This window comes from Thiomonas islandica (assembly GCF_055383445.1).
In genome coordinates, this window is record NZ_AP042391.1 from 985,027 (window position 1) to 1,004,539 (window position 19,513).

Genomic DNA, 19,513 nt, shown 5'->3' on the forward strand with positions numbered 1-19,513 from the left:
TTCGAGGCGCCTGCGCGCCGCCCGTGAGACTTGCTCTGGATCGATTTGTTGCACGCAGTTTGTAAAGCGGTCATCACATTGCTTGCACTGCGACGGGTAAACCGTGAACATTCGCACAGTATGTCGGCAAATCGCCACACCCATTTGTCACTTGCGCCTGTTTTGGTCGAGGCGTGCCAGCACGGGCGCGCCCCGTGTTTCAACCTCATCGCTCTGTCGCATGACGTCTCACCACAGCCTTGTGCCCTCTTCCGTCGCGCTGCGGATCGCCTATCTCGAAGACGACCTGCTGGTCGCGCAGGAGGTCAGCGGCTGGCTACGCGAGGCGGGCTACGAAGTTCAGCATTTTTCTGACAGCCAGGAGTTCGCGCGCGCAGTGGAGCGCGGTGGCGCTGATGTCTGCCTGCTCGACTGGATGTTGCCCGGCATGACCGGGCCAGACGTGCTGTGCCGCCTGCGCCTGCAGCTCGGTGCCAGCCTGCCACCGGTCATTTTCGTCACCGCACGCAGTGCCGAGGCCGATGTGGTGCAGGCGCTGGAGTCGGGCGCGGACGACTATCTGGTCAAGCCCCTGTCCCGTCCGGTGCTGCTGGCGCGGCTGCAGGCGGTGCTGCGGCGCGCCGGCGTGACGCAAAAAAGTGCACGGCTGCTTTTGGGCGAGATCGAGGCCGACTTTTCGCGCCGACAAATTTTCGTGCGTGGCGTGCGCGCCGAGCTGACCGACCGCGAAACCGACTTGGCGTTGCACTTCCTGCAGAACGTCAACCGGCTGCTCACCCGCGATTACCTCATTCAGACCGTCTGGGGGCTGCGCCCGGAGGTCGAGACCCGCACCGTGGACGTGCATGTCAGCGCGCTGCGGCGCAAGCTCGGCTTGCACGCCGAATCCGGCTGGCGGCTGGTGTCGGTCTACGGCCGGGGCTACCGGCTCGAACGCGCGCGCGGCCCGGATGAGGGGCCGCCGACCATCCCGCCCGAGCTCGACGACTGAGACGCCAACCGGATTCGCCGCGTGCGGCATGATGCGCAGCGCTAGCCGGCACGGCCCGAGTGCGGCGCACCCAAGCCTGTGCGCCGCTTGAATAGACAATCCCTCCGGCGCCTACTGCGCACAGCCGGTGCCAGATCGTGTAGCGCATGATCGACAATGTGTGCTATTTTGCGCATGTCAGCCGCTGTGCGGCGCGCAAATATCCAGGTTGGAATGCCCATGCCTGCCTATTTCGCGACTGATTCCGCTGCTGCCAGCGCTCTGACCTGCGCGCATCGTGGCCGGGCCCTGGCATCCGCTCAAGCATCTCGCGGGCATGCTCGGTCGCCTGCGGGATTGGGTTCGGGGCGGACCGGCGCGATCCGCCGCGCCTGATGCGCAAAGCCGCGCCCCCGAGCTGCTCGCTTCTGGCCACCGAGCCTTGCAGGTGCGCGTGGAAGTCTTGCGTGTGGGCGCGCTGCTACTGACCCTGGCGCTGGGGCTGGCATGGTCCGGGTGGCTGCAAAAGCTAGATCATCTGGTGTTCGACCTCGGCCAGCGCCTGCAGCCCGCTGCAGTTCCCCACGGTGTGGTGATCGTCGCCATCGACCAGCACAGTCTGGACAGAATCGGCGCCTGGCCGTGGCCGCGTGCCACCGATGCGCGCCTGGTCGATGCGGTCTGCCGTGCCGGGGCTGCGGCCGTTGGCCTGGACCTGGCCCTGACCGAACCGGGCAGTGATGCCGCGGGCAACGCGGCGCTGGCACGGGCGCTGCACGCCTGTGGTCGCGTGGCGCTGCCGGTGGTGCTCCACACCGCGCGCAATGGCGGGCAGATCGTCGAAGACCTGCCCATCCCCTCGCTGGCCAGCGCAGCGGCCGGGCTGGGGCTGTATTTCGTGCGACTGGTGGCGCAAAAGCACGGCGGCACCGTGGGCGTGGAGTCCATGCCCGGCGCAGGTGCACGTTTCTGGGTAGAACTGCCCCGGGTGGACTGATCACCGCAGCGCTGAAGTTGTGAATCTTTCTGCTGCGCGCCGCGCGCATGGGCAGCAGGCCGCTGGCGACGACATCTTCACAATTCCTCAGTCCGATTTTTTCAGCGTGTCCCGAATCTCGCGCAGCAGCAGGATGTCTTCCGGCGTGGGGGCAGGCGGTGCAGGCGGTTCGGCACGCTTGAGCCGGATGATCATGCGCACCATCAAAAAGATGATGAATGCGAGGATCAGGAAGTTCACCAGGACGGTGATGAAGCTGCCATAGGCCAGCACCGGCACGCCGGCCTTTCTCACCGCCGCCAGCGTGGGCGGCGTGCCGGCGGGCACCTGGCCGAGCACGATGAACAGGTTGGAAAAGTCGAGCTTGCCGAAAATGGCGCCGACGATCGGCATGATGATGTCGTTCACCAGCGAATCGACGATCTTGCCGAAGGCGCCGCCGACGATCACCGCCACGGCCAGGTCGACGACATTGCCTTTGACCGCAAACGCCTTGAACTCTTGCATCAGGGACATACTGGCTCCTCATCGATAGGAAAACCACCCGGAGACCTCACGGGTCTTCGCGATTTTCCTGGAAAAATCGGCATTCCTGCCGGCTCTTGGCCAGTTTGCTGCAAGTTTTACAGTCGGGGCGACAGGCGGCGTCAATGTGGACGGATTGCTGCGTACAACCGCACCAGTTCGAGCTGTACCTGATCGGACAGGGCGCTGAAGGCCCCGCGCAGCAAATCTGCCGCGTCTTCCGGTCGGCCATTGCGACTGTTGAGCAGCACTTGGCCTGCGGTCAGGTGGAACTCGGCGTGGACCTTGCGCAGCCGGGCATATTCCGGCAGACGACCGTAGCGCGCGCGGGCCGGGCCGTAGAGCCACTGCCCCAGCGCGCACAGGTCGTCTGCGGCGACCTGGACGATGTCCACATCGTCTTGCTCTGCGTTGGCGATGATGCTTTTGAGCCGCTTTTTCCAGGCCAGATGACTCTGCATGGCCTGCCCGAGGTACAGGCCCTCGAATAGGTCCTCCTCCGGATCGATCTCCGGGGTGAGATGTGTATCGGTGGGGGGAATTTGGCTGGCATCATGCCGGCGCAGCCAAGCAAGAAGTCCCATGACTCTTTCCTTTTACTCTGATTGGGTCGGTGAACGGGTTGCGCCGCGAGCCGTTGTCTCGAATCAGCGTGGCTCGGCACTTTAGGAGCGCCAGGCCCACATGGTCGAGGAATGTGCAACGCGATTTACGCTTGCATGCGGCAAAGCGTGAGATTGTTCACATCCCATGCAGCCGAGGATGGCCGTTGGCCGTGGAAACGCCAGGTCACAGTTGATACATACTGGCCCTAGTTTCCAGGTCGGTAACTGCCTAAAGTGCGTTCACCCAGGTTTTGCTCCTCGTTGTCGTAAAGCTTGGTCAGGCGACATTCGGTTGTACCCCCGGATGACGCCGCCCCGTTGCGCAGGGAGTGCACCGTGGCACTGCGCTGGCAGGCCATGGTGCTGCCGACAACAACAACGATTCGTGGAGAAGCCAGGCGGCGATAGACGCTGCGCCGCGTGCAGCACAACACCCGTCGAATGTCCGTCCGCTTGCGCCTTGAAGTCGCAAGCTGGGCATGCCATGCCGCAACCCCGCCTCGGGCGTGCGGCACAACCTGATCGCTGACCATCGAGATCGGCGAATGTTCCAACCCTGTGAGGAGCCAAATGAAACTAGTCAAAACCCTGATCGCTGCAGCCCTGGGCATCGGCGCCGCGCACGCCGCCTTTGCCATGGATGTCCCCGGCCCGCTGGTCACGCCGCAGTGGCTCAAAGCCCACCAGAACGAAGTCACCATCGTCACCATCGGCGACAACCCGGGAAAGATGTTCACCTCGGCACCGCAACTGGGCAAGGATCACGCGGTGATCAAGGTCGGCGGGCATATTCCGGCCTCGCTGCTGGTCGATTTCGGTGACATCCGCCAGACCCGGGTGGAAGACGGCGTCAAGCTCAAGGCGCTGATGCCCACGGCTGAATTCTTCACCGCAGCGATGGACAAGGCCGGCTTGAACAGTGGCAAGCCCATCATCATCGTTCCCGAGGGCGAGGGGCTGGCGCCGATGGACATGGGCACGCGGCTGTACTTCCAGCTGCGCTACTTCGGTGAGCCCGCCACGCAGGTGGCCATTCTCAACGGCGGTACCGCTGCCTGGCTCAACGCCGGATACCCGGTGAGCACCAGTCCGGCACCCAAGGCCACCGGCGACTGGAAGGCCAGCGGCGAGGACAAGGCGATCCTGGCCTCGATCGATCAGGTCAAGTCCGACCTGCAAAAGGGCAGCGAGCAGTTCATCGACGCCCGGCCGACGCCGCAATACCTGGGCATTGCCAAAAAGCCGATCGACAAGAGCGCGGGCCATCTGCCCGGAGCCAAGTCGTTCCCGACCGATGCCATCGTGCAGACCAAGGACGGCGTGACTCGCTTCATGACCGCAGCCGACTACAAGCACATTTTCGACGCCTACAACATCAGCCCCAATGCACCGACCACCACTTATTGCAACACGGGCCACCTGGCCTCTGGGGCATGGTTCGTGGTGCACGAGATCCTTGGCAACAAGGACTCCAAGCTGTATGCCAACTCGATGAACGAGTGGACCAATCTGGGTAATCCGACCGTCGGCCTGCCTGGCTGAGTCGGGCAGGCGTCCGAAAAGACCGGCCGCTCTGGCCGGTTTTTTTTGCCCGGCGTCTGCCTGGCGGTGTTCGATATTGCATCGCAACAAGTCTCTGCACGCCGCTGCCGTGCGGCGCAAGAAATTTCATGCAGCGTCGAAAGTCCGAGATTGCTGCACTGCAGCTCAGTGATTTCCCTAGATTTCGAACGTTCCGCTGTCAGCGCGTGGTCAGCAAGGCTGAAAACAATCCGTCATCCGCGACACGCCTGGTAACAAGCGGGTGCGTTCGGGGGTGATGCGTTGCGTTGCGGGGCTCGGGTGGCAAACCCAGCGGCGACGCCACGCCCATGTCCACACACAGGAGACTTGAGCATGGCTTCCATTGCAATGGGCGCAAAGGCGCGTCCGATGACCTCAGCCGAGAAAAAGGTGATCTTCGCCTCTTCCCTCGGCACGGTGTTCGAGTGGTACGACTTCTACCTCTATGGTTCGCTGGCGGCCATCATCGCCAAGCAGTTCTTCGCCGGGCTGGATGCCGGGTCGGCGTTCATCTTTGCGCTGCTGGCATTTGCCGCGGGCTTCATCGTGCGCCCGTTCGGTGCGTTGGTGTTTGGCCGGCTCGGGGACATGATCGGCCGCAAGTACACCTTCCTGGTCACCATCCTGATCATGGGCCTGTCGACCTTCATCGTCGGCGTGCTGCCCAATTACGCCGCGATCGGTGTGGCTGCCCCGGTGATTCTGATCGCGCTGCGTCTGCTGCAGGGTCTCGCCCTCGGCGGTGAGTACGGCGGTGCAGCCACCTACGTGGCCGAGCATGCGCCGCAGGGTAAGCGCGGCGCCTACACCTCGTGGATCCAGACCACGGCAACGCTCGGGCTGTTCCTGTCGCTGCTGGTCATCCTCGGCACCCGCACCCTGCTGGGCGAAGACACCTTTAACGCCTGGGGCTGGCGCGTGCCCTTCCTGGTGTCCATCGTGCTGCTGGGCATTTCGGTGTGGATTCGTCTGAAACTCAACGAGTCGCCGGCCTTTGTCAAGATGAAGGCCGACGGCAAGGCCTCCAAGGCGCCGCTGACCGAGGCCTTCGCACGCTGGAGCAATCTGAAATACGTCATCCTCGCGCTGCTGGGCCTGGTCGCCGGCCAGGCCGTGGTCTGGTACACGGGGCAGTTCTACGCGCTGTTCTTCCTGACCCAGACGCTCAAGGTCGACGGCGTAACCGCCAATCTGCTGATCGCCGCAGCGCTGCTGATCGGCACGCCGTTTTTCATTGTGTTCGGCGCACTGTCGGATCGGATCGGCCGCAAGCCGGTGATCCTTGCCGGCTGCGCCATCGCCGCACTGACCTACTTTCCGCTGTTCAAGGCGCTGACCCACTACGCCAACCCGGCGCTGTATCAGGCAGTGCAGAACTCGCCGGTCACACTCACCGCCGACCCCAAGGAATGTACCTTCCAGTTCAACCCAACTGGCACGGCCAAGTTCACCTCGTCCTGCGACATTGCCAAGCAGATGCTCGCGGCCAACTCGGCGAACTATGACACCAAGCCCGGCACCGGCCCGGCAGTCATCCAGATCGGTGACAGGACCATCACCGTTGTCGGCGCCAAGGACCTGCCGCCCGATGAGTTCAAGGCCAAGGAAGCCACGCTGAAAAAGGAAATCGCCGCAGCGCTCAAGGCCGCGGGCTACCCGGCCAAGGCCGATCCGGCGCAGATGAACATCCCGATGGTCATCGCCATCCTGGCATTGCTGGTGATCTACGTCACCATGGTGTATGGACCCATCGCCGCGGCGCTGGTCGAGCTGTTCCCCACCCGCATCCGTTACACCTCGATGAGCCTGCCGTATCACATCGGCAATGGCTGGTTCGGCGGTCTGCTACCCACCATTGCCTTTGCCCTGGTCGCGCAGAACGGCAACATCTATTACGGCCTGTGGTACCCGGTCATCGTGGCGGCCGGCACCTTCATGATCGGCCTGCTGTTCCTGCCAGAAACCAAAGACCGCGACATCTACGCGGAAGACTGAACGGGCACATCCCCGCACTGCAGCCACAGTTCGGGGCCAGACTCGCAGCACAGCCGAAGGCCCGCATGCGCGGGCCTTCTTCTTGGGTGCGAAGGTGGTGCAGGCGAGGACAAAATCACAGCGCTGCGGTAGGCTTTTGTGCGGCGGCGGGGCGTACCGGTGCAGGTCGGTGGGGCCTGAAACCTCTGCCCTTTTGCCCACGCCGGGCACACCGACATGGCACAGATCGAATATCCTCCTCAGGCAAGCGCATCGCCGCAGCCCAACCAGCGGCCCGCGCTGAGCAATGCGCAGGCAGTGCTGACGCGGGCTGTGCTGGTGCGCAACGAGTTCGGGCAGACGCTGCAAGTACAAATGCCTGCCGAGCGCGCGCTCACGCTTTACCTGGACAAGCAGGAGCTCGTGACCCTGATGACCGTGGGCGCTTCGCCCGAGCTGCTGGCGCTGGGCTATCTGCGCAACCAGCGTCTGGTGCGCTCGATTGCCGACATTGCTTCGGTGCAGGTCGATTGGGAGGTACAAGCCTGCTCCATCACCAGCCGAAGCGGCATTGCCAATCTGGCGCAGCGCAGCGCCGACCGGCGCGTGGTGACCACCGGCTGCGGTCAGGGCACGGTCTACGCCAGCCTAATGGATGAGGTGGAAAGCGTCGCGCTCGATCCCGACACCCGGATCAGCCAAAGTGAACTCTACGCGCTGCTCGACGCGATGCGCCTGCACGACTCGCTGTACAAAAGCGCGGGCTCGGTGCACGGCTGCGCGCTGTTCGAGGGCAGCCGGCTGCTGATGTTTACCGAAGATGTCGGCCGCCACAACGCAGTGGATGTGATTTCCGGATGGATGTGGCTGCATGGCATCTGCGGCGCGGGCAAGGTGCTCTACACCACCGGCCGCCTGACCTCGGAAATGGTCATCAAGTGCGCATTGATGGGTGTGGCCATTCTGGTGTCGCGTTCCGGAGTGACCCAGATGGGCTATGACATCGCAGACAAGCTGGACATCGCCCTGTTCGCCCGCTGCACCAATCGCCATTTTCTGCACTACACCGCGCCGCAGCGGTTCATCCCCGAGCCGCTGCAGCCGCCGCCCTCGGTTTGAGCAGCCCACAGCGCCAGCCTGCTCTGCCCTCAAGCATTGGCCGACGCCTCGGTCTTGCAGGTCAGGCAGGGCGCGTGCACCAGGTGGCCGTGCCACAGCCCGTGTGCGCTGCGCACGGCCACTACGGCCCAAACACCCACCAGCGCGACGATCAGCGCCGCGGCGAATGCGGTGAAAAACGGCATCCCGGTGCGCGCACCCAGCGTCAGGCTGGCGGCAGTGTAGACGCCCAGTGGAAAGGTAAATCCCCACCAGCCGAGGTTGAACGGCAAGCCGCGGCGCATCTGGATGGTGGTCAGTGCCACTGCAGTCACCAGCCACCACAGCCCAAGGCCCCACAACACCAGCGCGCCGACCACGCCCAGGGGGCCAGCCAGCGCGGCCACCGGCGCCATCACCGTGCCGGCGAACGCCTGCGGCGCTGCTGCGCCGAGGGTGAGCAGCGCAAACGCGCCGGTGCCGATCGGCCCCAGGCTCAGCCAGGTGGAGACGCCCAGTTCCTTCGGCGGCAGCTTGTGCAGCGCCAACCGCAGATACAGCACTGTCAGGATGCCCAGGGCGATCGGCACCGACATGCCCCACAGCGCATAGCCCGCCATGACCAGCGACTGCCCCTGCACCGCAGGCAGATGCTGCGCCAGATAGCCCGCGCTGGACGCGGCCACCTCCGCCGGTACCACCGGCAGCAGCCAGACCCCGGTCATCCGGTCCAGCGCATGATCCTGCGCGGTGAACTGATACCACGGCACCAGCCAGCCGGTCAGCAGCGACAGCGCGACGTCGACCCACCACAATTGCAGCGCCCATTGCGCCGCGTACGCATCGCCGGGGTAGAACAGCACCAGGCCGTTGACCAGCGGAATCAGTGCCATCGGAATCGCGCCGAGAAACATCGATTGCACCGGATGTCGCAGCAGCGGCATCGCGTGCCGGGTGAAAAACACCCAGCGCGCGGCAAACAGGCCACAAAACAGCGCAAAGAGCACGGCATCTGCGAGGAACAAACCGTGCGCCAGCGCCCGCAGGCCAGGCACCTGTGCCGGGAATTGCGCCAGCAACAAAAAGGTAATGCCTGTGCCCATGTTGACCGTGAACCAGTTGGGCGTGAACTGCCGCACCAGTTCGATCGGAGACGGCAGGCGATTGAGAGGTTTCCAGGTGGACATCATGGTCGAAGACAATGCAGGATCAGGCAGACGACCATGCTACGCACCGGTCCATCACAAGTAAAATGATTTGTTTTTCTATTTATAATAGAATATTTAGATCAATTGGCCGCGGCGCAGTGGACGGCTGTCGGCCAGATTCTCATGGGCCGCGTTGTCCACCCATGAACCTTGCGACGACACCCCTTTGCCGGCCCAGCCGATCGCTCTGGCGCATCTGGTTTGCGCTGCTTGTCTTCGGCCTGACCGCGCCAGTGTCGCTGCAGGCTGCAGCACAACAGCCCGCAGCGCCCGCCGTGGTGACGTTCCAGGCCGACTGGCGTGTGCATCTGGCGCAGGATGGTGAAGGGTCGGATGCACGCGGCGCGCAATTGCTGTTGTTGCTGGGCAGCCTCGGGGGAACAGACGGTGTGGCCACGGCGCGGGACACCGTGTCCTGGCCGGCCAGTGGGAACGGCGCGTACCGCATCGACAGTGTGCTGACCCCGCGCGGAGCGCTGGCCGTGCTGCTGCGACGCCTGCACTGGGTGCGCACGGCCAGCGGCACCGTGACCGACGGTCAACCGCTGCTGCTGGCGGCCAGCAACCAGAAAGGCGATAGTCCGGCCACGCAGGTGCAGGTCGATCAGGGCCGCATGCGCATCCACACCGCCGGGCAGGCCGCTTCCGCGGCGCAGCCGCCGACCAAACCCGCGCCGCCGGGCCTGACCGATCCGCTCACACTGAGCTGGAGCTATCTACAGCGCCCGCTGCCCGACAGGCAGTTGACAGTGCCCTTGCTCATCAACGATGCGGTACAGACCGCGCACATCACCCCACGGCGGGTGAACCTGCAATGGCAAGATCAGGAGGTGCCGTGCATCCTGCTCGATGCCCGCAGCGAGCAAAGCAGCGCCACGCTGCGCATCTGGCTGCGCCGCAGCGACGGCGTGCCGCTGCAGGTCGCACTGGGCATGGGCGATCGCTACGGCCTCGATGTGGTGCAGACCTTGGTTGCCGTGCCGGAGGGCTTGCGCACGCTGCAGGCTGCGCGCCACACCGACACCGCTGCCCCGATTCGCCGCTAACGCGCTACGCTATTGATCATGGACATCGACCAGAACAGCCCCGACGACAGCGCATCGACCCCCACCGCCTCTCAGCCGCCGCGCGTGCGCCTGCAGATCAAGCAGGGCGCGGCGCTGGGCCCCGGCAAGGCTGCCTTGCTCGAGGCATTGGAGCGCACGGGGTCGATTTCGGCCGCAGGCCGCGAGCTCAACATGAGCTACCGCCGCGCCTGGCTACTGATCCACAGCGTCAACCAAGCGTACAAACAACCGCTGGTCATCGCCAGCAAGGGCGGTGCGGGCGGCGGCGGCGCCGAGCTCACACCGCTTGGCCGAGAGGTGCTGGCAATTTACCGCCGCATGGAGCGCAAGGCGATGCGTGCAATCCAGCACGATCTCGACACCCTGCAAAGCCTGCTGCACGATTGACGGTCAGCGCCGGCGCGGCCACACCAGCACGTCCGCTGGCCGCAAGTGAACCTCCACCGTCACACCGGGCGCAAGCCCGAGCGCGTGTACCAGCCGCAGCGGCGCGCGCAGCCACAGCAGCGCCTGCGCGCAGCGCAGCGCGAGTATCGCACTCGCCCCCTGCGGCGTACAGTGACTGACCACACCGCGCACGGTCGCCTGCTCCGCCTGCGGCTGCACGGCTTTGCGCGGCGGCAAGCGCACATCGTCTGGCGCGATCGCCCAATCGACCCAGTCGCCTTCAGCGCAGCCGGCCAGCAGCGGCGCGAGCAGCTGGGTCTCACCTTGCGACCAGTGCAGCAGCGACAGCCCGCGCGCAGGCTCGTGCCGCAGCACCTGCGCCTCGAAACGGTTGCGCAGCCCAAGCAGCGCGGCAGCCGCCACGCTCGCCGGATGCGCGAACACCTCGGCAGGCGGCCCCTGCTGGATGATGCGCCGGTCTGCCATCACCACCACCCTGTCGGCCATTGCCGCCAGCGTGGCGTCGTGCGTTGCCGCCAGCGCGGGGATGCCGAGCGCGCGCAGCCGCAGCACCAGCTCGGCCATGATGTCGTCTCGCGTGCTGGAGTCGAGCGCCGAGGTGGGCTCGTCGAGCAGCAGCAGCTGCGGCGCGCGCGCCAGCGCCCGCGCTAGCGCAACACGCTGTTGCTGTCCGCCGGAGAGTTGCGCCGGGCGCTGCTCGGCTTGCGCCTCCAGCCCGACTGAACGCAGCAGATCGACTGCCGCCTGGCGGTGCGTGCGCAAACTGCCTCCGAAGGCATAGGCCACGTTCTCCCAGGCACGCAGATGCGGAAACAGTGCGTAGCCCTGCGGCGAGTAGCCCACCGGGCGGCGCTGCGGCGGCAGGCCGGCGAACGGCTCACCGTCTGACGGCACCAGACCGGCCAGAGCCTTGAGCAGGGTCGATTTGCCCTCGCCGCTCGCGCCCAGCAGCGCGGTCAGGCCGCGCAGCTCGAAATCGGCTTCGAGCGCGATAGGGCGGTGGATGCGAAGCGCAATGCGCATCGAGGTAGTGTCTTTCAGCGCCCTGTCCGACCGAGGCGCGACAAGACGCCGAGCAGCAGCGGCAGTGGCAGGCCGATGGCAAAGAACAGCCACAGCAGCGGAAACACCGCGGGCAGCCCTGAGTCCTGCAGATTGACCCAGAGTTTGACCGGGATGCCCTGCGGGTAGTACGCGATGATTAGCACGATGCCGAACTCGCCGAGCGCGCGCACCCAGGCCAGCGCCACGCCCGCACCCAGGCCGAGTGCGGCCAGCGGCACGCTGATTCGCCAGAAGGTGCGCCAGCTCGACTGACCGAGGGTGAGTGAGATCTGCTCGAGCTCGCGCGGCACGCCTTCGAACGCCGAGCGCGCGGCGACAACGTAATACGGCGCGCTGCCATACACCTGCGCGAGCACGAACGCCGCCGGGGTGTTGGTCAGGTTCAGCCCGAGTGTCTGCAGCGGCTGGCCGACCCAGCCGTACGGACCGTAGCTCATCGCCAGCAGCAAGCCCATCGCCAGCGGTGGCATCAGCAGCGGCAGCAGCACCAGCGCCTCGACCAGCCCTTTGCCCCGAAACGACTGCCGCGCCAGCCACCACGCAAGCGGCGTGCCCAACGTCACGACGATCGCCACCGCCAGCAGTGTGTAGCCGACCGAGACGCGCAGTGCACCCAGGTCACCCGGCTGCAGATGCAGTGCCTGCCAGGGCGTGGCCAGCAACAGCCCGGCAAACGGCAGCGTAAGGAAGGCGAGCCCCGCAAGCCCGAGCGCGGCGACCAGCCAGCCATGCGACATCTCGCCGGCATCGCCCCTGGTCGGCTGCAGACGGGCGTCGGGGATGAACGCCATGGGCGCGCCGCGTTCAAGCTCCGGGTCGCAAGTCGCTGCCCTTGGGCGCGCTGTAGCCGAATCGCTTGAAAAGCGCTTGCCCCTCGGCGCTGGTCATCAGCTTGACGAACTCGGCGCCAGCCTTCGGATTCGGTGCGTTTTTCAGCACTGCGGCATAGAACACCAGCGGTTGCGTCGACAAGGTCTCGGTCTTACCGCCCGGCTGCGCGATGCTGAAATGCACCGTGCTGTACCAATCCTTGATCATCGCCGGATTGCTCAGATTGATTTCATCGGGCAGCTTGATATAGGGCAGCTTGTGCGAGATGACCGCGCTCAGATAGCCGGAGGTGGCGTCGAGCTGGCCGGCCTGCAGCCGCGACAGCAGCGACGGCTCGGTGAAGATCTGCTGCGGGTTTTCGATCGGCCCCAGGATTTTTTGCGACAGTCCGGGATGCTTGTAGTATTTTTCCGCCAACAGCATCGTGAATACGATGTTTCGTCCTTGAGGGTCGGTTTTCGGGTCGGTGCGGCCAAAACGCAGCCCGGGCTTTTCCAGCACCGCGTACCACGGCGTCTTGCCTTCTGCCGCGGCCTTGAAGTCTGCGGCATATTTGCTGCTCTTGTCACTGTAGGCGATGACCATCTCGGTACTCGCCACCGGCACTGCGGTATCGACCAGCCCGGCCTTTTGCAGTGCCTCGATCGGCCCCGGCGTGATCGAGACGAACACATCCGGGTTGATCTGCTTGGACGCGATCAGATGCGCCAGCCCGAACGCGCCCGCCCCCTGGCCGTGGAAGCGCACGCTGGCCTGTTTCTGGATCGCTGGCCCCAGGCCCTTGTCCATCAATGCCCCCATCGACCCGGCATAGGCAACCGACAACACCGGCTCTGCCGCCAGGCTGGGCACCGCCGACAAACCCACGACCGCGAGCGCGGCAGCGGCCGCGGAAAGGTTCAGAAAAATACGTCGTTGCATCGAAGACTCCTCAGTTCTCTTTGGGAAACAGGCTGAAAAAGCATCGAGATGGGTTTTGCAGCGTGTCAGACAAAATATATCGACGGGGCGTGTGCCGAGGTGTTTTCAGGTGTAAGGGAGTTGGCAGCGGAGTAACCGGGCGGCGCACTGCCTGCGCAGGGCAGGCGCGCACGCGGCGCGCCGCCTCGACTCGCTCCCCATGGAGGGGTTTGGCAGTCGGATGGCCGAAAAAAGCCGGGACATGCCCGGCAAAATCCAGCAAGCCGGTCGCCGCGTGGTGTCGACCGGCCCCTCGAGGTGTAGCAGGCCGTTGAAAAACTACTGCGGTGGGCCATCTGCGGCGTTGCGCGGTGCCTCGCCTACCTATTGATATGTCTTGGTCGCTGCGCGCCGTGCGCCTTGCATCTGGCCATCCTCGCGACGTTTTTCAACGGCCTGGTAGTGCTTCTCGTCGTCGGGGGTTACAGGTCGAAGCGGTCCAGATGCATCACCTTGCTCCAGGCCCGTGCGAAGTCGTGGACAAACTTCTCCTGCCCGCCGTGTTCGGCGTACACCTCGGCGATGGCGCGCAACTGCGCGTTGGAGCCGAACACCAGATCGGCCAGGGTCGCGGTCCATTTCACTGCGCCGGTCTTACGATCGCGTCCCTCGAGCACGCCGTCGGTGGCAGTGCGCTGCCACTGCGTGCCCATGTCGAGCAGGTTGACGAAAAAGTCGTTGCTCAGCGTCTCGGGCCGGCGGGTGAACACCCCGTGCGGCGACTGGCCGACATTGGCGTTCAGCGCGCGCATGCCGCCCACCAGCACGGTCATTTCGGGCGCGGTGAGATTGAGCAGCTGCGCCTTGTCCAGTAGCAGCTCCGGGCCGTAGGCGGCGTAGCCTTTGCGGGCATAGTTGCGAAAGCCGTCGGCCTTGGGCTCGAGCGCCGCAAACGACGCCGCGTCGGTTTGCTCCTGCGTGGCGTCGGTGCGTCCGGGCACGAAGTGCACCTCGACCTCGACCCCGGCCTTGTTCGCCGCAGCCTCGACCGCGGCGCAGCCGCCGAGCACGATGAGATCGGCGAGCGACACACGCTTGCCGCCGCTGGCCGAGGCGTTGAACGCTTGCTGCACCGCCTCGATGCGCGCAAGCGCCTGCGCCAACTCGGCTGGCTCGTTGACCTCCCAGTCCTTTTGCGGCGCCAGGCGAATGCGCGCTCCGTTGGCTCCGCCACGCTTGTCCGAGCCACGAAAGGTCGAGGCCGAAGCCCAGGCGGTGCGCACGAGCTGGCTGATCGACAGCCCGCAGTCGAGCAGGGCGCGCTTGAGCGCGGCAATGTCGGCGGTATCGATCAGCGGTTGATCGACCGGCGGCAGCGGGTCTTGCCAGAGGAGATCCTCCTGCGGCACTAGCTTGCCCAGGTAGCGGCTGCGCGGGCCCATGTCGCGGTGCGTGAGCTTGAACCAGGCGCGGGCGAAGGCATCGGCGAATTCGTCCGGATGCGAGAGGAAATGCCGCGCGATCTTCGCGTAGGCCGGGTCGTAGCGCAGCGCCATGTCGGCGTCGGTCATCATGATCGGCACCTTTTTGCTCGGGTCGTGCGCGTCTGGCGCCATGTTCTGCGCGGTGTTGTGCTTCGGCACCCATTGGTTGGCGCCGGCCGGACTTTTCACCAACACCCATTCGTTGTCGAACAGCATCTGCAGATAGCTCATGTCCCACTGCGTCGGCGTCGGCGTCCAAGAGCCTTCCAGCCCGCTGCTGATGGTGTCGGCACCCTTGCCGCTTTTGTAGCTGCTCATCCAGCCCAGGCCCATCTGCTCGATCGGCGCGGCCTCTGGCTCGGGGCCAACGTGCGAGGCGGGTGCAGCGCCGTGGCATTTGCCGAAGGTGTGGCCGCCTGCGGTGAGTGCGACCGTCTCATAATCGTCCATCGCCATGCGTGCGAAGGTCTCGCGCACCAGCTGCGCCGACACCAGTGGGTCGGGCTTGCCGCCGGGGCCTTCGGGGTTGACGTAGATCAGGCCCATTTGCACGGCGGCCAGCGGGTTCTCGAATTCGGCCGCCTTTGTGCCGTGGCGCTCGTCAGCGAGCCACTTGCCCTCCGGGCCCCAGTACACCGAGTTGTCCGGCTCCCACTGGTCAGGCCGACCGCCGGCGAAGCCAAAGGTCTTCAGGCCCATGCTTTCCAGTGCCACCGTGCCGGCCAGCACCAGAAGGTCCGCCCATGACAGCTTGCTGCCGTATTTTTGCTTGATCGGCCACAGCAGCCGGCGCGCCTTGTCGAGGTTGACATTGTCCGGCCAGCTGTTGAGCGGGGCGAAGCGCTGCTGGCCGTGACCGGCACCGCCGCGACCGTCGCCAATGCGATAGGTGCCTGCCGCATGCCAGGCCATGCGCACGAACAAGGGGCCGTAGTGGCCATAGTCGGCCGGCCACCAGTCCTGCGAGTCGGTCATCAGTGCTTTCAGGTCGGTAACCACCGCGTCCAGATCCAGGGTTTTGAACGCCTGGGCATAGTCGAAATCCTCGCCCAGCGGGTTGGACTTGGCCGAGTGCTGGTGCAGTATGGCCAGATTGAGCTGGTTGGGCCACCAGTCGGTGTTGCCCGGCGCGCCAGCAACTGCTCCGCCGGTCTGCGTTTGGTGGGCCACCGGGCATTTCAGTTCGCTTGACATCATGTTCTCCTTCGGCTGTGGGCTGTGAAATCAGGGTGGCGGATTCGCATCGGGTGATCAGATTCCGCCAGCCTTGGGGAGGAGCCGTGTGCCGCGGCCGCGCCGCGTCGGACTCCCGGGCCTGTCTGTCGCGGCCCTGCAGGATGCCGCGACGACCACAGCTTAGGCTTTCGAAATTGAAAAAGACAATTGAAAGTTGTTATTCAATTGATTGATTAAAACTAGCTGCGCGCAACCGTCAGCACGGCAACCCTTCGATTCACGGGGGCGTTCTGGGCGCAAATTTGTCACCAGTTGTATGGCCATTTCACGGCAGACGCACGATACTGCGTGGACGCTCGACACCTTGATGTGATGGACGAATCTCCACTGACTGCTCCAGGGCCGATCAGCACCCTGGCACGCACCTCGGCGCTCGCGGTTGCGCTGGGCAGCGGCATGTCGAACTGGCTGGCGCAGCGCCGCCCGGCGCGCCGCATCCTGATGCTGCATGGTGTGGGTACGGAGCGGATGACGCAGGATGATTTTTTCCGCGTGGTGTCCTGGCTCAAGCAGCGCTATGCCATCGTCCCGCTCGACACCATGATCCGCGACCTGCTCGGCGGCGTGCCGGCGCCGGATGGGACGGGGCGCAGCGAGCTGGCGATCACCTTCGATGACGGTCTGCGCAACCAATACCGCGTGGCGCGGCCGGTGCTTGAGCATCTGGGCGTGCCGGCCACCATCTTCGTCTGCCCGGGGCTGGTCGAGAGCGGCCAGTGGATGTGGAATCACGACATGCGCGCGCGGCTGGGCCGGCTGCAGCCTCCCGCCTTGCGCGAGTGGGCGCAGCAGCTCGGCGCGCCTTTGCCATATGTCGAAGGCATCATCGCCTGGGTGAAGACCCTGCCGCCGCAACAGCGCGGGCAGGTGCACGCTCAGTTGCGCGACGCCACCCCGCATTTCATGCCCACGGCGCAGGAGCACACTGCCTATGACGTGATGGACTGGGACGAGGTGCGCGCCTGCGACCGTGGGCTGCTGCGCATCGGCTCGCACACCATGACCCACCCGATCCTGACCACGCTCGGCGAGAAGGAAATCCGGCGCGAACTGCACGACAGCCGCACCCAGCTCGAAGCGCGGCTGGGCCGCACGGTCGACCTGCTGTGCTACCCGAACGGCGCGACCGACGCGCGCGTGCGCAGCATCGCCCGGTCGCTCTACCGGGCCGCGCTGACCACGCAGGAGGGCGTGGTCTCGGGCCCGGTCGATCCCATGTCCATCCCGCGCATTCCGGCGACCGCGCACCTGCCGCTGCTGGCCTGGCGCATGCACCGGCCCTGGGCCTGATGGCGATCGCCAGCCTGCCGATCACCGCCACGGTTCGCCCCATGCAAATCGAACGCGTCAGCACCGTGGCGGAATTCGATGCGCTCAAGCCCGCGTGGCGTCAGCTCGAAGTGCGGGCGCGCCACCGCAGCGTGTTCCTCAGCTGGGACTGGCAGCGGCTGTGGTGGACGCACTACGGCGAGCAGCGGCAGCTGCACATTCTGGTGGCCCGGCAGGGTGGCGCCGTGGTGGGGCTGTTTCCGCTGTACCTGGAAACCCACCGCGCATTGCAGGTGCTGCGGGTGCGAAAGCTCAGACCCATCGGCGCAGGGGGAGATACCGCGCCGGACGATCTGGGCCTCCTGGCCGAGCCGTCCTGCGAACAGCGCGTGACCGAGTCGTTCGTGCAGCACATCCTGAGCAGCCCCGAGCGCTGGCAGCTGCTCGATTTGGTCGATTTGCCGTTGTCATCGCCGCTGGTGGCCTGCCTGCAGCGGTATGCAGCGCAGCAACCGGCGCTGGTGCAGCTGGGCCTGCCCAAGCAGATCACCTGCTGCGATCTGCCGGCAGACTGGAACAGTTACCGCCAGAGCCTGAGCCGCAACCGGCGCGAAGTGCTCGGCCGCAAGCGGCGCAAGTTCGAGCAGCAGCCCGGCGCGCGGTTTCATCAGGTCACCGACCCAGAGCAGATCGACACGGCGTTTGCACGGCTGGCCGAACTGCACCGCAGGCGCTGGCAGGGCCGCACCGATGCACTGAGCTTCGCATCGGTGCCATACCTCGGCTTCCATCGCGAGCTGATGCACGCCCTGCTGCAGCGCGGGCGACTGCTGTTATATGGGCTGGACGTCGGGGGACAGACGATCGCCATGTTCTACGGCTTTCGCCTGGATCAGACCTGCTTCTACTTCCAGGCGGGGTTCGATCCGCGGCATGCCGCGCTCAGCCCGGGCGATGTGCTCATGGGCTATGTCATCGAGGCGGCGATCAATCAGGGCTGCACCCGCTTCGACATGCTCAAGGGCGACTACGATCATAAGCGCCATTTCTGCCAGCAGACCCGGCAGACCGTGGACATACGCGTGTACCGCCCCGGGCTTGTGCACTGGCTGTACCGCATTAAGCAATGGCGCCCGGTCCGCGCGCCGCAAGCTCCGCATGCCGCGGCCGATGCGCGATCGCCGCAGCAGCGCCTCGGCGCAGAGACCACGACATGACCTTCAGCGGATCCGGTGCCGGCGCGGCGGTATGCGACGATGCGCTGGTCTCGGTTGCGATTGCGGCGTACAACGCCCGCCACACCATCGCACAGACCCTCGACAGCCTGCTGGCGCAGACCCATCGCCATCTCGACATCGTGGTGGTCGACGATGGTTCGACCGATGGCACTGCCGAGGTGCTGGCCGGGTATGCCGAACGGGTGCGCGTGATCCGGCAGACCAATGCCGGTATCGCCATGGCGCGCAATGCGGGTGTGCAGGCCGCGCGTGGCGACTTCATCGCCCTGCTCGATGCAGACGACCTGTGCTATCCCGATCGCATCGCAATCCAGTTGCGCTTCTTGCAGGAGCATCCCGACATCCTGCTGTGCAGTTCGGACTTCAGTGCGTTCGATGCCCGCGGCCCGCTGCAGCCGGCCTCATACTGCGGCGTCTATTACAGCCGGTGCAGCCCGCAGCAAGGCGGTGTGCAGGCGCGCTATCCGCAGCAGCACCGCTTTGCCCTGCGACCCGAGGAAAGCGCGCGTCGTGGTGGTCTGACCGCGATCCCGGTCTATCACGGCGATGTCTACCACGAACTGCTGCACGGCAATTTCATCCATCCACCCACGGTGCTGTTCCGCCGCGAGGCGCTGCAACGCGCCGGAATGTTCGACCCAGAGATCCGCATCGTCTGCGAGTGGGAGTGGTTCGTGCGCGTGGCGCGTGCCGGGCCGGTGGCGCATCTGGATCTGCCATTGCTCGACTACCGCCGCAGCCCCACGCAGATTTCATCGAGCCCGCGCGCCGCGCTGGATGCCCTGGTGGCTGCCAAAACGATCTACGTCCGCCACACCCCACCCGGACAGTCGCGCAGCCGAGAGGCCCGGCGCCACCTCGCGGCGCTCAGTCTCGGCGCGGCTGACATGCTGGCTGAGGTTCAGCGTGGCACGGCCTTGAGACTGCTGGCCAGCAGTGTGCTGTCCTACCGCATGCCCAAGCGGCGGATGCTGCGCATCTTGATTAAGATCGCGCTGCCCGCTGCCGTGCTGCAGTGGGTGCGCCGCGTGCGTTGCTGAACCCAGCGTGCTGCGTCATGCCTGTGCTGCGCACA

Annotated in this window: 17 protein-coding genes; 10 read left to right on the forward strand and 7 right to left on the reverse strand. The window is 65.5% G+C overall.

All coding sequences use genetic code 11. The features are described 5' to 3' along the window. The first annotated feature begins 220 nt into the window (after nt 1-220). Together ACZ47F_RS04715 and ACZ47F_RS04720 are read left to right on the forward strand one after the other, a co-directional pair. Entirely contained in the window at nt 221-991 is a 771-nt protein-coding gene (locus tag ACZ47F_RS04715) for a response regulator transcription factor (RefSeq protein WP_464926131.1), read from the forward strand. Between the two features lie 277 nt (nt 992-1,268). After that, entirely contained in the window at nt 1,269-1,967 is a 699-nt protein-coding gene (locus ACZ47F_RS04720) for a CHASE2 domain-containing protein (RefSeq protein ID WP_464926132.1), read from the forward strand. A gap of 87 nt (nt 1,968-2,054) precedes the next feature. Here the strand turns inward: ACZ47F_RS04720 and mscL are convergent, their stop codons facing one another. Both mscL and ACZ47F_RS04730 read right to left on the reverse strand, forming a co-directional pair. Continuing rightward, nucleotides 2,055-2,483 (reverse strand): large conductance mechanosensitive channel protein MscL, encoded by a 429-nt coding sequence (mscL, locus tag ACZ47F_RS04725; RefSeq protein WP_464926133.1) that lies wholly within the window; start codon nt 2,481-2,483, stop codon nt 2,055-2,057. Nucleotides 2,484-2,614: 131 nt separating this feature from the next. Beyond that, the gene (locus tag ACZ47F_RS04730) at nt 2,615-3,076 is read right to left on the reverse strand and encodes a CZB domain-containing protein (RefSeq protein WP_464926134.1); all 462 of its coding nucleotides are present in this window, start codon (nt 3,074-3,076) and stop codon (nt 2,615-2,617) included. Between the two features lie 591 nt (nt 3,077-3,667). Here ACZ47F_RS04730 and ACZ47F_RS04735 point away from each other — a divergent pair. From ACZ47F_RS04735 to ACZ47F_RS04745, 3 genes are all read left to right on the forward strand, one after another. Next, nucleotides 3,668-4,639, forward strand: coding sequence for a sulfurtransferase (locus ACZ47F_RS04735; RefSeq protein ID WP_464926135.1), 972 nt, complete (start codon nt 3,668-3,670; stop codon nt 4,637-4,639). Between the two features lie 354 nt (nt 4,640-4,993). Continuing rightward, the gene (locus tag ACZ47F_RS04740) at nt 4,994-6,655 is read left to right on the forward strand and encodes an MFS transporter (RefSeq protein ID WP_464926136.1); all 1,662 of its coding nucleotides are present in this window, start codon (nt 4,994-4,996) and stop codon (nt 6,653-6,655) included. A 216-nt stretch (nt 6,656-6,871) separates the two neighbouring features. After that, the gene (locus tag ACZ47F_RS04745; protein ID WP_464926137.1) at nt 6,872-7,753 is read left to right on the forward strand and encodes a formate dehydrogenase accessory sulfurtransferase FdhD; all 882 of its coding nucleotides are present in this window, start codon (nt 6,872-6,874) and stop codon (nt 7,751-7,753) included. A gap of 29 nt (nt 7,754-7,782) precedes the next feature. Here the strand turns inward: ACZ47F_RS04745 and ACZ47F_RS04750 are convergent, their stop codons facing one another. Beyond that, nucleotides 7,783-8,919 carry a TDT family transporter gene (locus ACZ47F_RS04750; protein WP_464926138.1) on the reverse strand — a complete coding sequence of 379 codons (1,137 nt, stop codon included), beginning with the start codon at nt 8,917-8,919 and terminating at the stop codon, nt 7,783-7,785. A 164-nt stretch (nt 8,920-9,083) separates the two neighbouring features. On the opposite strand from ACZ47F_RS04750, the gene ACZ47F_RS04755 reads away from it, so the two are divergent. After that, nucleotides 9,084-9,986 (forward strand): hypothetical protein, encoded by a 903-nt coding sequence (locus ACZ47F_RS04755; protein WP_464926139.1) that lies wholly within the window; start codon nt 9,084-9,086, stop codon nt 9,984-9,986. 18 nt (nt 9,987-10,004) lie between these two features. Further along, entirely contained in the window at nt 10,005-10,394 is a 390-nt protein-coding gene (locus ACZ47F_RS04760) for a winged helix-turn-helix domain-containing protein (protein WP_464926140.1), read from the forward strand. 3 nt (nt 10,395-10,397) lie between these two features. Here the strand turns inward: ACZ47F_RS04760 and ACZ47F_RS04765 are convergent, their stop codons facing one another. The 4 genes from ACZ47F_RS04765 to katG all read right to left on the reverse strand — a co-directional run bounded on the left by ACZ47F_RS04765 (nt 10,398) and on the right by katG (nt 15,889). Beyond that, nucleotides 10,398-11,438, reverse strand: coding sequence for an ABC transporter ATP-binding protein (locus tag ACZ47F_RS04765; protein ID WP_464926141.1), 1,041 nt, complete (start codon nt 11,436-11,438; stop codon nt 10,398-10,400). 14 nt (nt 11,439-11,452) lie between these two features. After that, entirely contained in the window at nt 11,453-12,271 is an 819-nt protein-coding gene (locus ACZ47F_RS04770) for an ABC transporter permease (protein WP_464926142.1), read from the reverse strand. Nucleotides 12,272-12,284: 13 nt separating this feature from the next. After that, the gene (locus ACZ47F_RS04775) at nt 12,285-13,232 is read right to left on the reverse strand and encodes an extracellular solute-binding protein (protein ID WP_464926143.1); all 948 of its coding nucleotides are present in this window, start codon (nt 13,230-13,232) and stop codon (nt 12,285-12,287) included. 461 nt (nt 13,233-13,693) lie between these two features. Then, nucleotides 13,694-15,889, reverse strand: coding sequence for a catalase/peroxidase HPI (gene katG, locus ACZ47F_RS04780; RefSeq protein WP_464926144.1), 2,196 nt, complete (start codon nt 15,887-15,889; stop codon nt 13,694-13,696). Between the two features lie 354 nt (nt 15,890-16,243). Between katG and ACZ47F_RS04785 the strand changes: the two genes are divergently transcribed. From ACZ47F_RS04785 to ACZ47F_RS04795, 3 genes are read left to right on the forward strand one after another with little or no spacing between them, the layout of a single operon-like run. Further along, nucleotides 16,244-17,221, forward strand: a complete 978-nt coding sequence (locus tag ACZ47F_RS04785; RefSeq protein WP_464926145.1) for a polysaccharide deacetylase family protein — start codon at nt 16,244-16,246, stop codon at nt 17,219-17,221. A gap of 41 nt (nt 17,222-17,262) precedes the next feature. After that, nucleotides 17,263-18,417, forward strand: coding sequence for a GNAT family N-acetyltransferase (locus ACZ47F_RS04790; protein ID WP_464926146.1), 1,155 nt, complete (start codon nt 17,263-17,265; stop codon nt 18,415-18,417). After that, nucleotides 18,414-19,478 (forward strand): glycosyltransferase family 2 protein, encoded by a 1,065-nt coding sequence (locus tag ACZ47F_RS04795; RefSeq protein ID WP_464926147.1) that lies wholly within the window; start codon nt 18,414-18,416, stop codon nt 19,476-19,478. Before ACZ47F_RS04790 ends, ACZ47F_RS04795 begins: the two co-directional genes overlap by 4 nt. Nucleotides 19,479-19,513: the final 35 nt, after the last annotated feature.

Coding starts and splice junctions, on each gene's coding strand:
- ACZ47F_RS04765 (WP_464926141.1), bottom strand. CDS start 11,438: ATGCGCATTGCGCTTCGCATCCACCGCCCTATCGCGCTCGAAGCCGAT.
- ACZ47F_RS04790 (WP_464926146.1), top strand. CDS start 17,263: ATGCAAATCGAACGCGTCAGCACCGTGGCGGAATTCGATGCGCTCAAG.
- ACZ47F_RS04795 (WP_464926147.1), top strand. CDS start 18,414: ATGACCTTCAGCGGATCCGGTGCCGGCGCGGCGGTATGCGACGATGCG.
- ACZ47F_RS04715 (WP_464926131.1), top strand. CDS start 221: ATGACGTCTCACCACAGCCTTGTGCCCTCTTCCGTCGCGCTGCGGATC.
- ACZ47F_RS04730 (WP_464926134.1), bottom strand. CDS start 3,076: ATGGGACTTCTTGCTTGGCTGCGCCGGCATGATGCCAGCCAAATTCCC.
- ACZ47F_RS04750 (WP_464926138.1), bottom strand. CDS start 8,919: ATGTCCACCTGGAAACCTCTCAATCGCCTGCCGTCTCCGATCGAACTG.
- ACZ47F_RS04775 (WP_464926143.1), bottom strand. CDS start 13,232: ATGCAACGACGTATTTTTCTGAACCTTTCCGCGGCCGCTGCCGCGCTC.
- ACZ47F_RS04755 (WP_464926139.1), top strand. CDS start 9,084: ATGAACCTTGCGACGACACCCCTTTGCCGGCCCAGCCGATCGCTCTGG.
- ACZ47F_RS04760 (WP_464926140.1), top strand. CDS start 10,005: ATGGACATCGACCAGAACAGCCCCGACGACAGCGCATCGACCCCCACC.
- katG (WP_464926144.1), bottom strand. CDS start 15,889: ATGTCAAGCGAACTGAAATGCCCGGTGGCCCACCAAACGCAGACCGGC.
- ACZ47F_RS04735 (WP_464926135.1), top strand. CDS start 3,668: ATGAAACTAGTCAAAACCCTGATCGCTGCAGCCCTGGGCATCGGCGCC.
- mscL (WP_464926133.1), bottom strand. CDS start 2,483: ATGTCCCTGATGCAAGAGTTCAAGGCGTTTGCGGTCAAAGGCAATGTC.
- ACZ47F_RS04745 (WP_464926137.1), top strand. CDS start 6,872: ATGGCACAGATCGAATATCCTCCTCAGGCAAGCGCATCGCCGCAGCCC.
- ACZ47F_RS04785 (WP_464926145.1), top strand. CDS start 16,244: ATGGACGAATCTCCACTGACTGCTCCAGGGCCGATCAGCACCCTGGCA.
- ACZ47F_RS04740 (WP_464926136.1), top strand. CDS start 4,994: ATGGCTTCCATTGCAATGGGCGCAAAGGCGCGTCCGATGACCTCAGCC.
- ACZ47F_RS04770 (WP_464926142.1), bottom strand. CDS start 12,271: ATGGCGTTCATCCCCGACGCCCGTCTGCAGCCGACCAGGGGCGATGCC.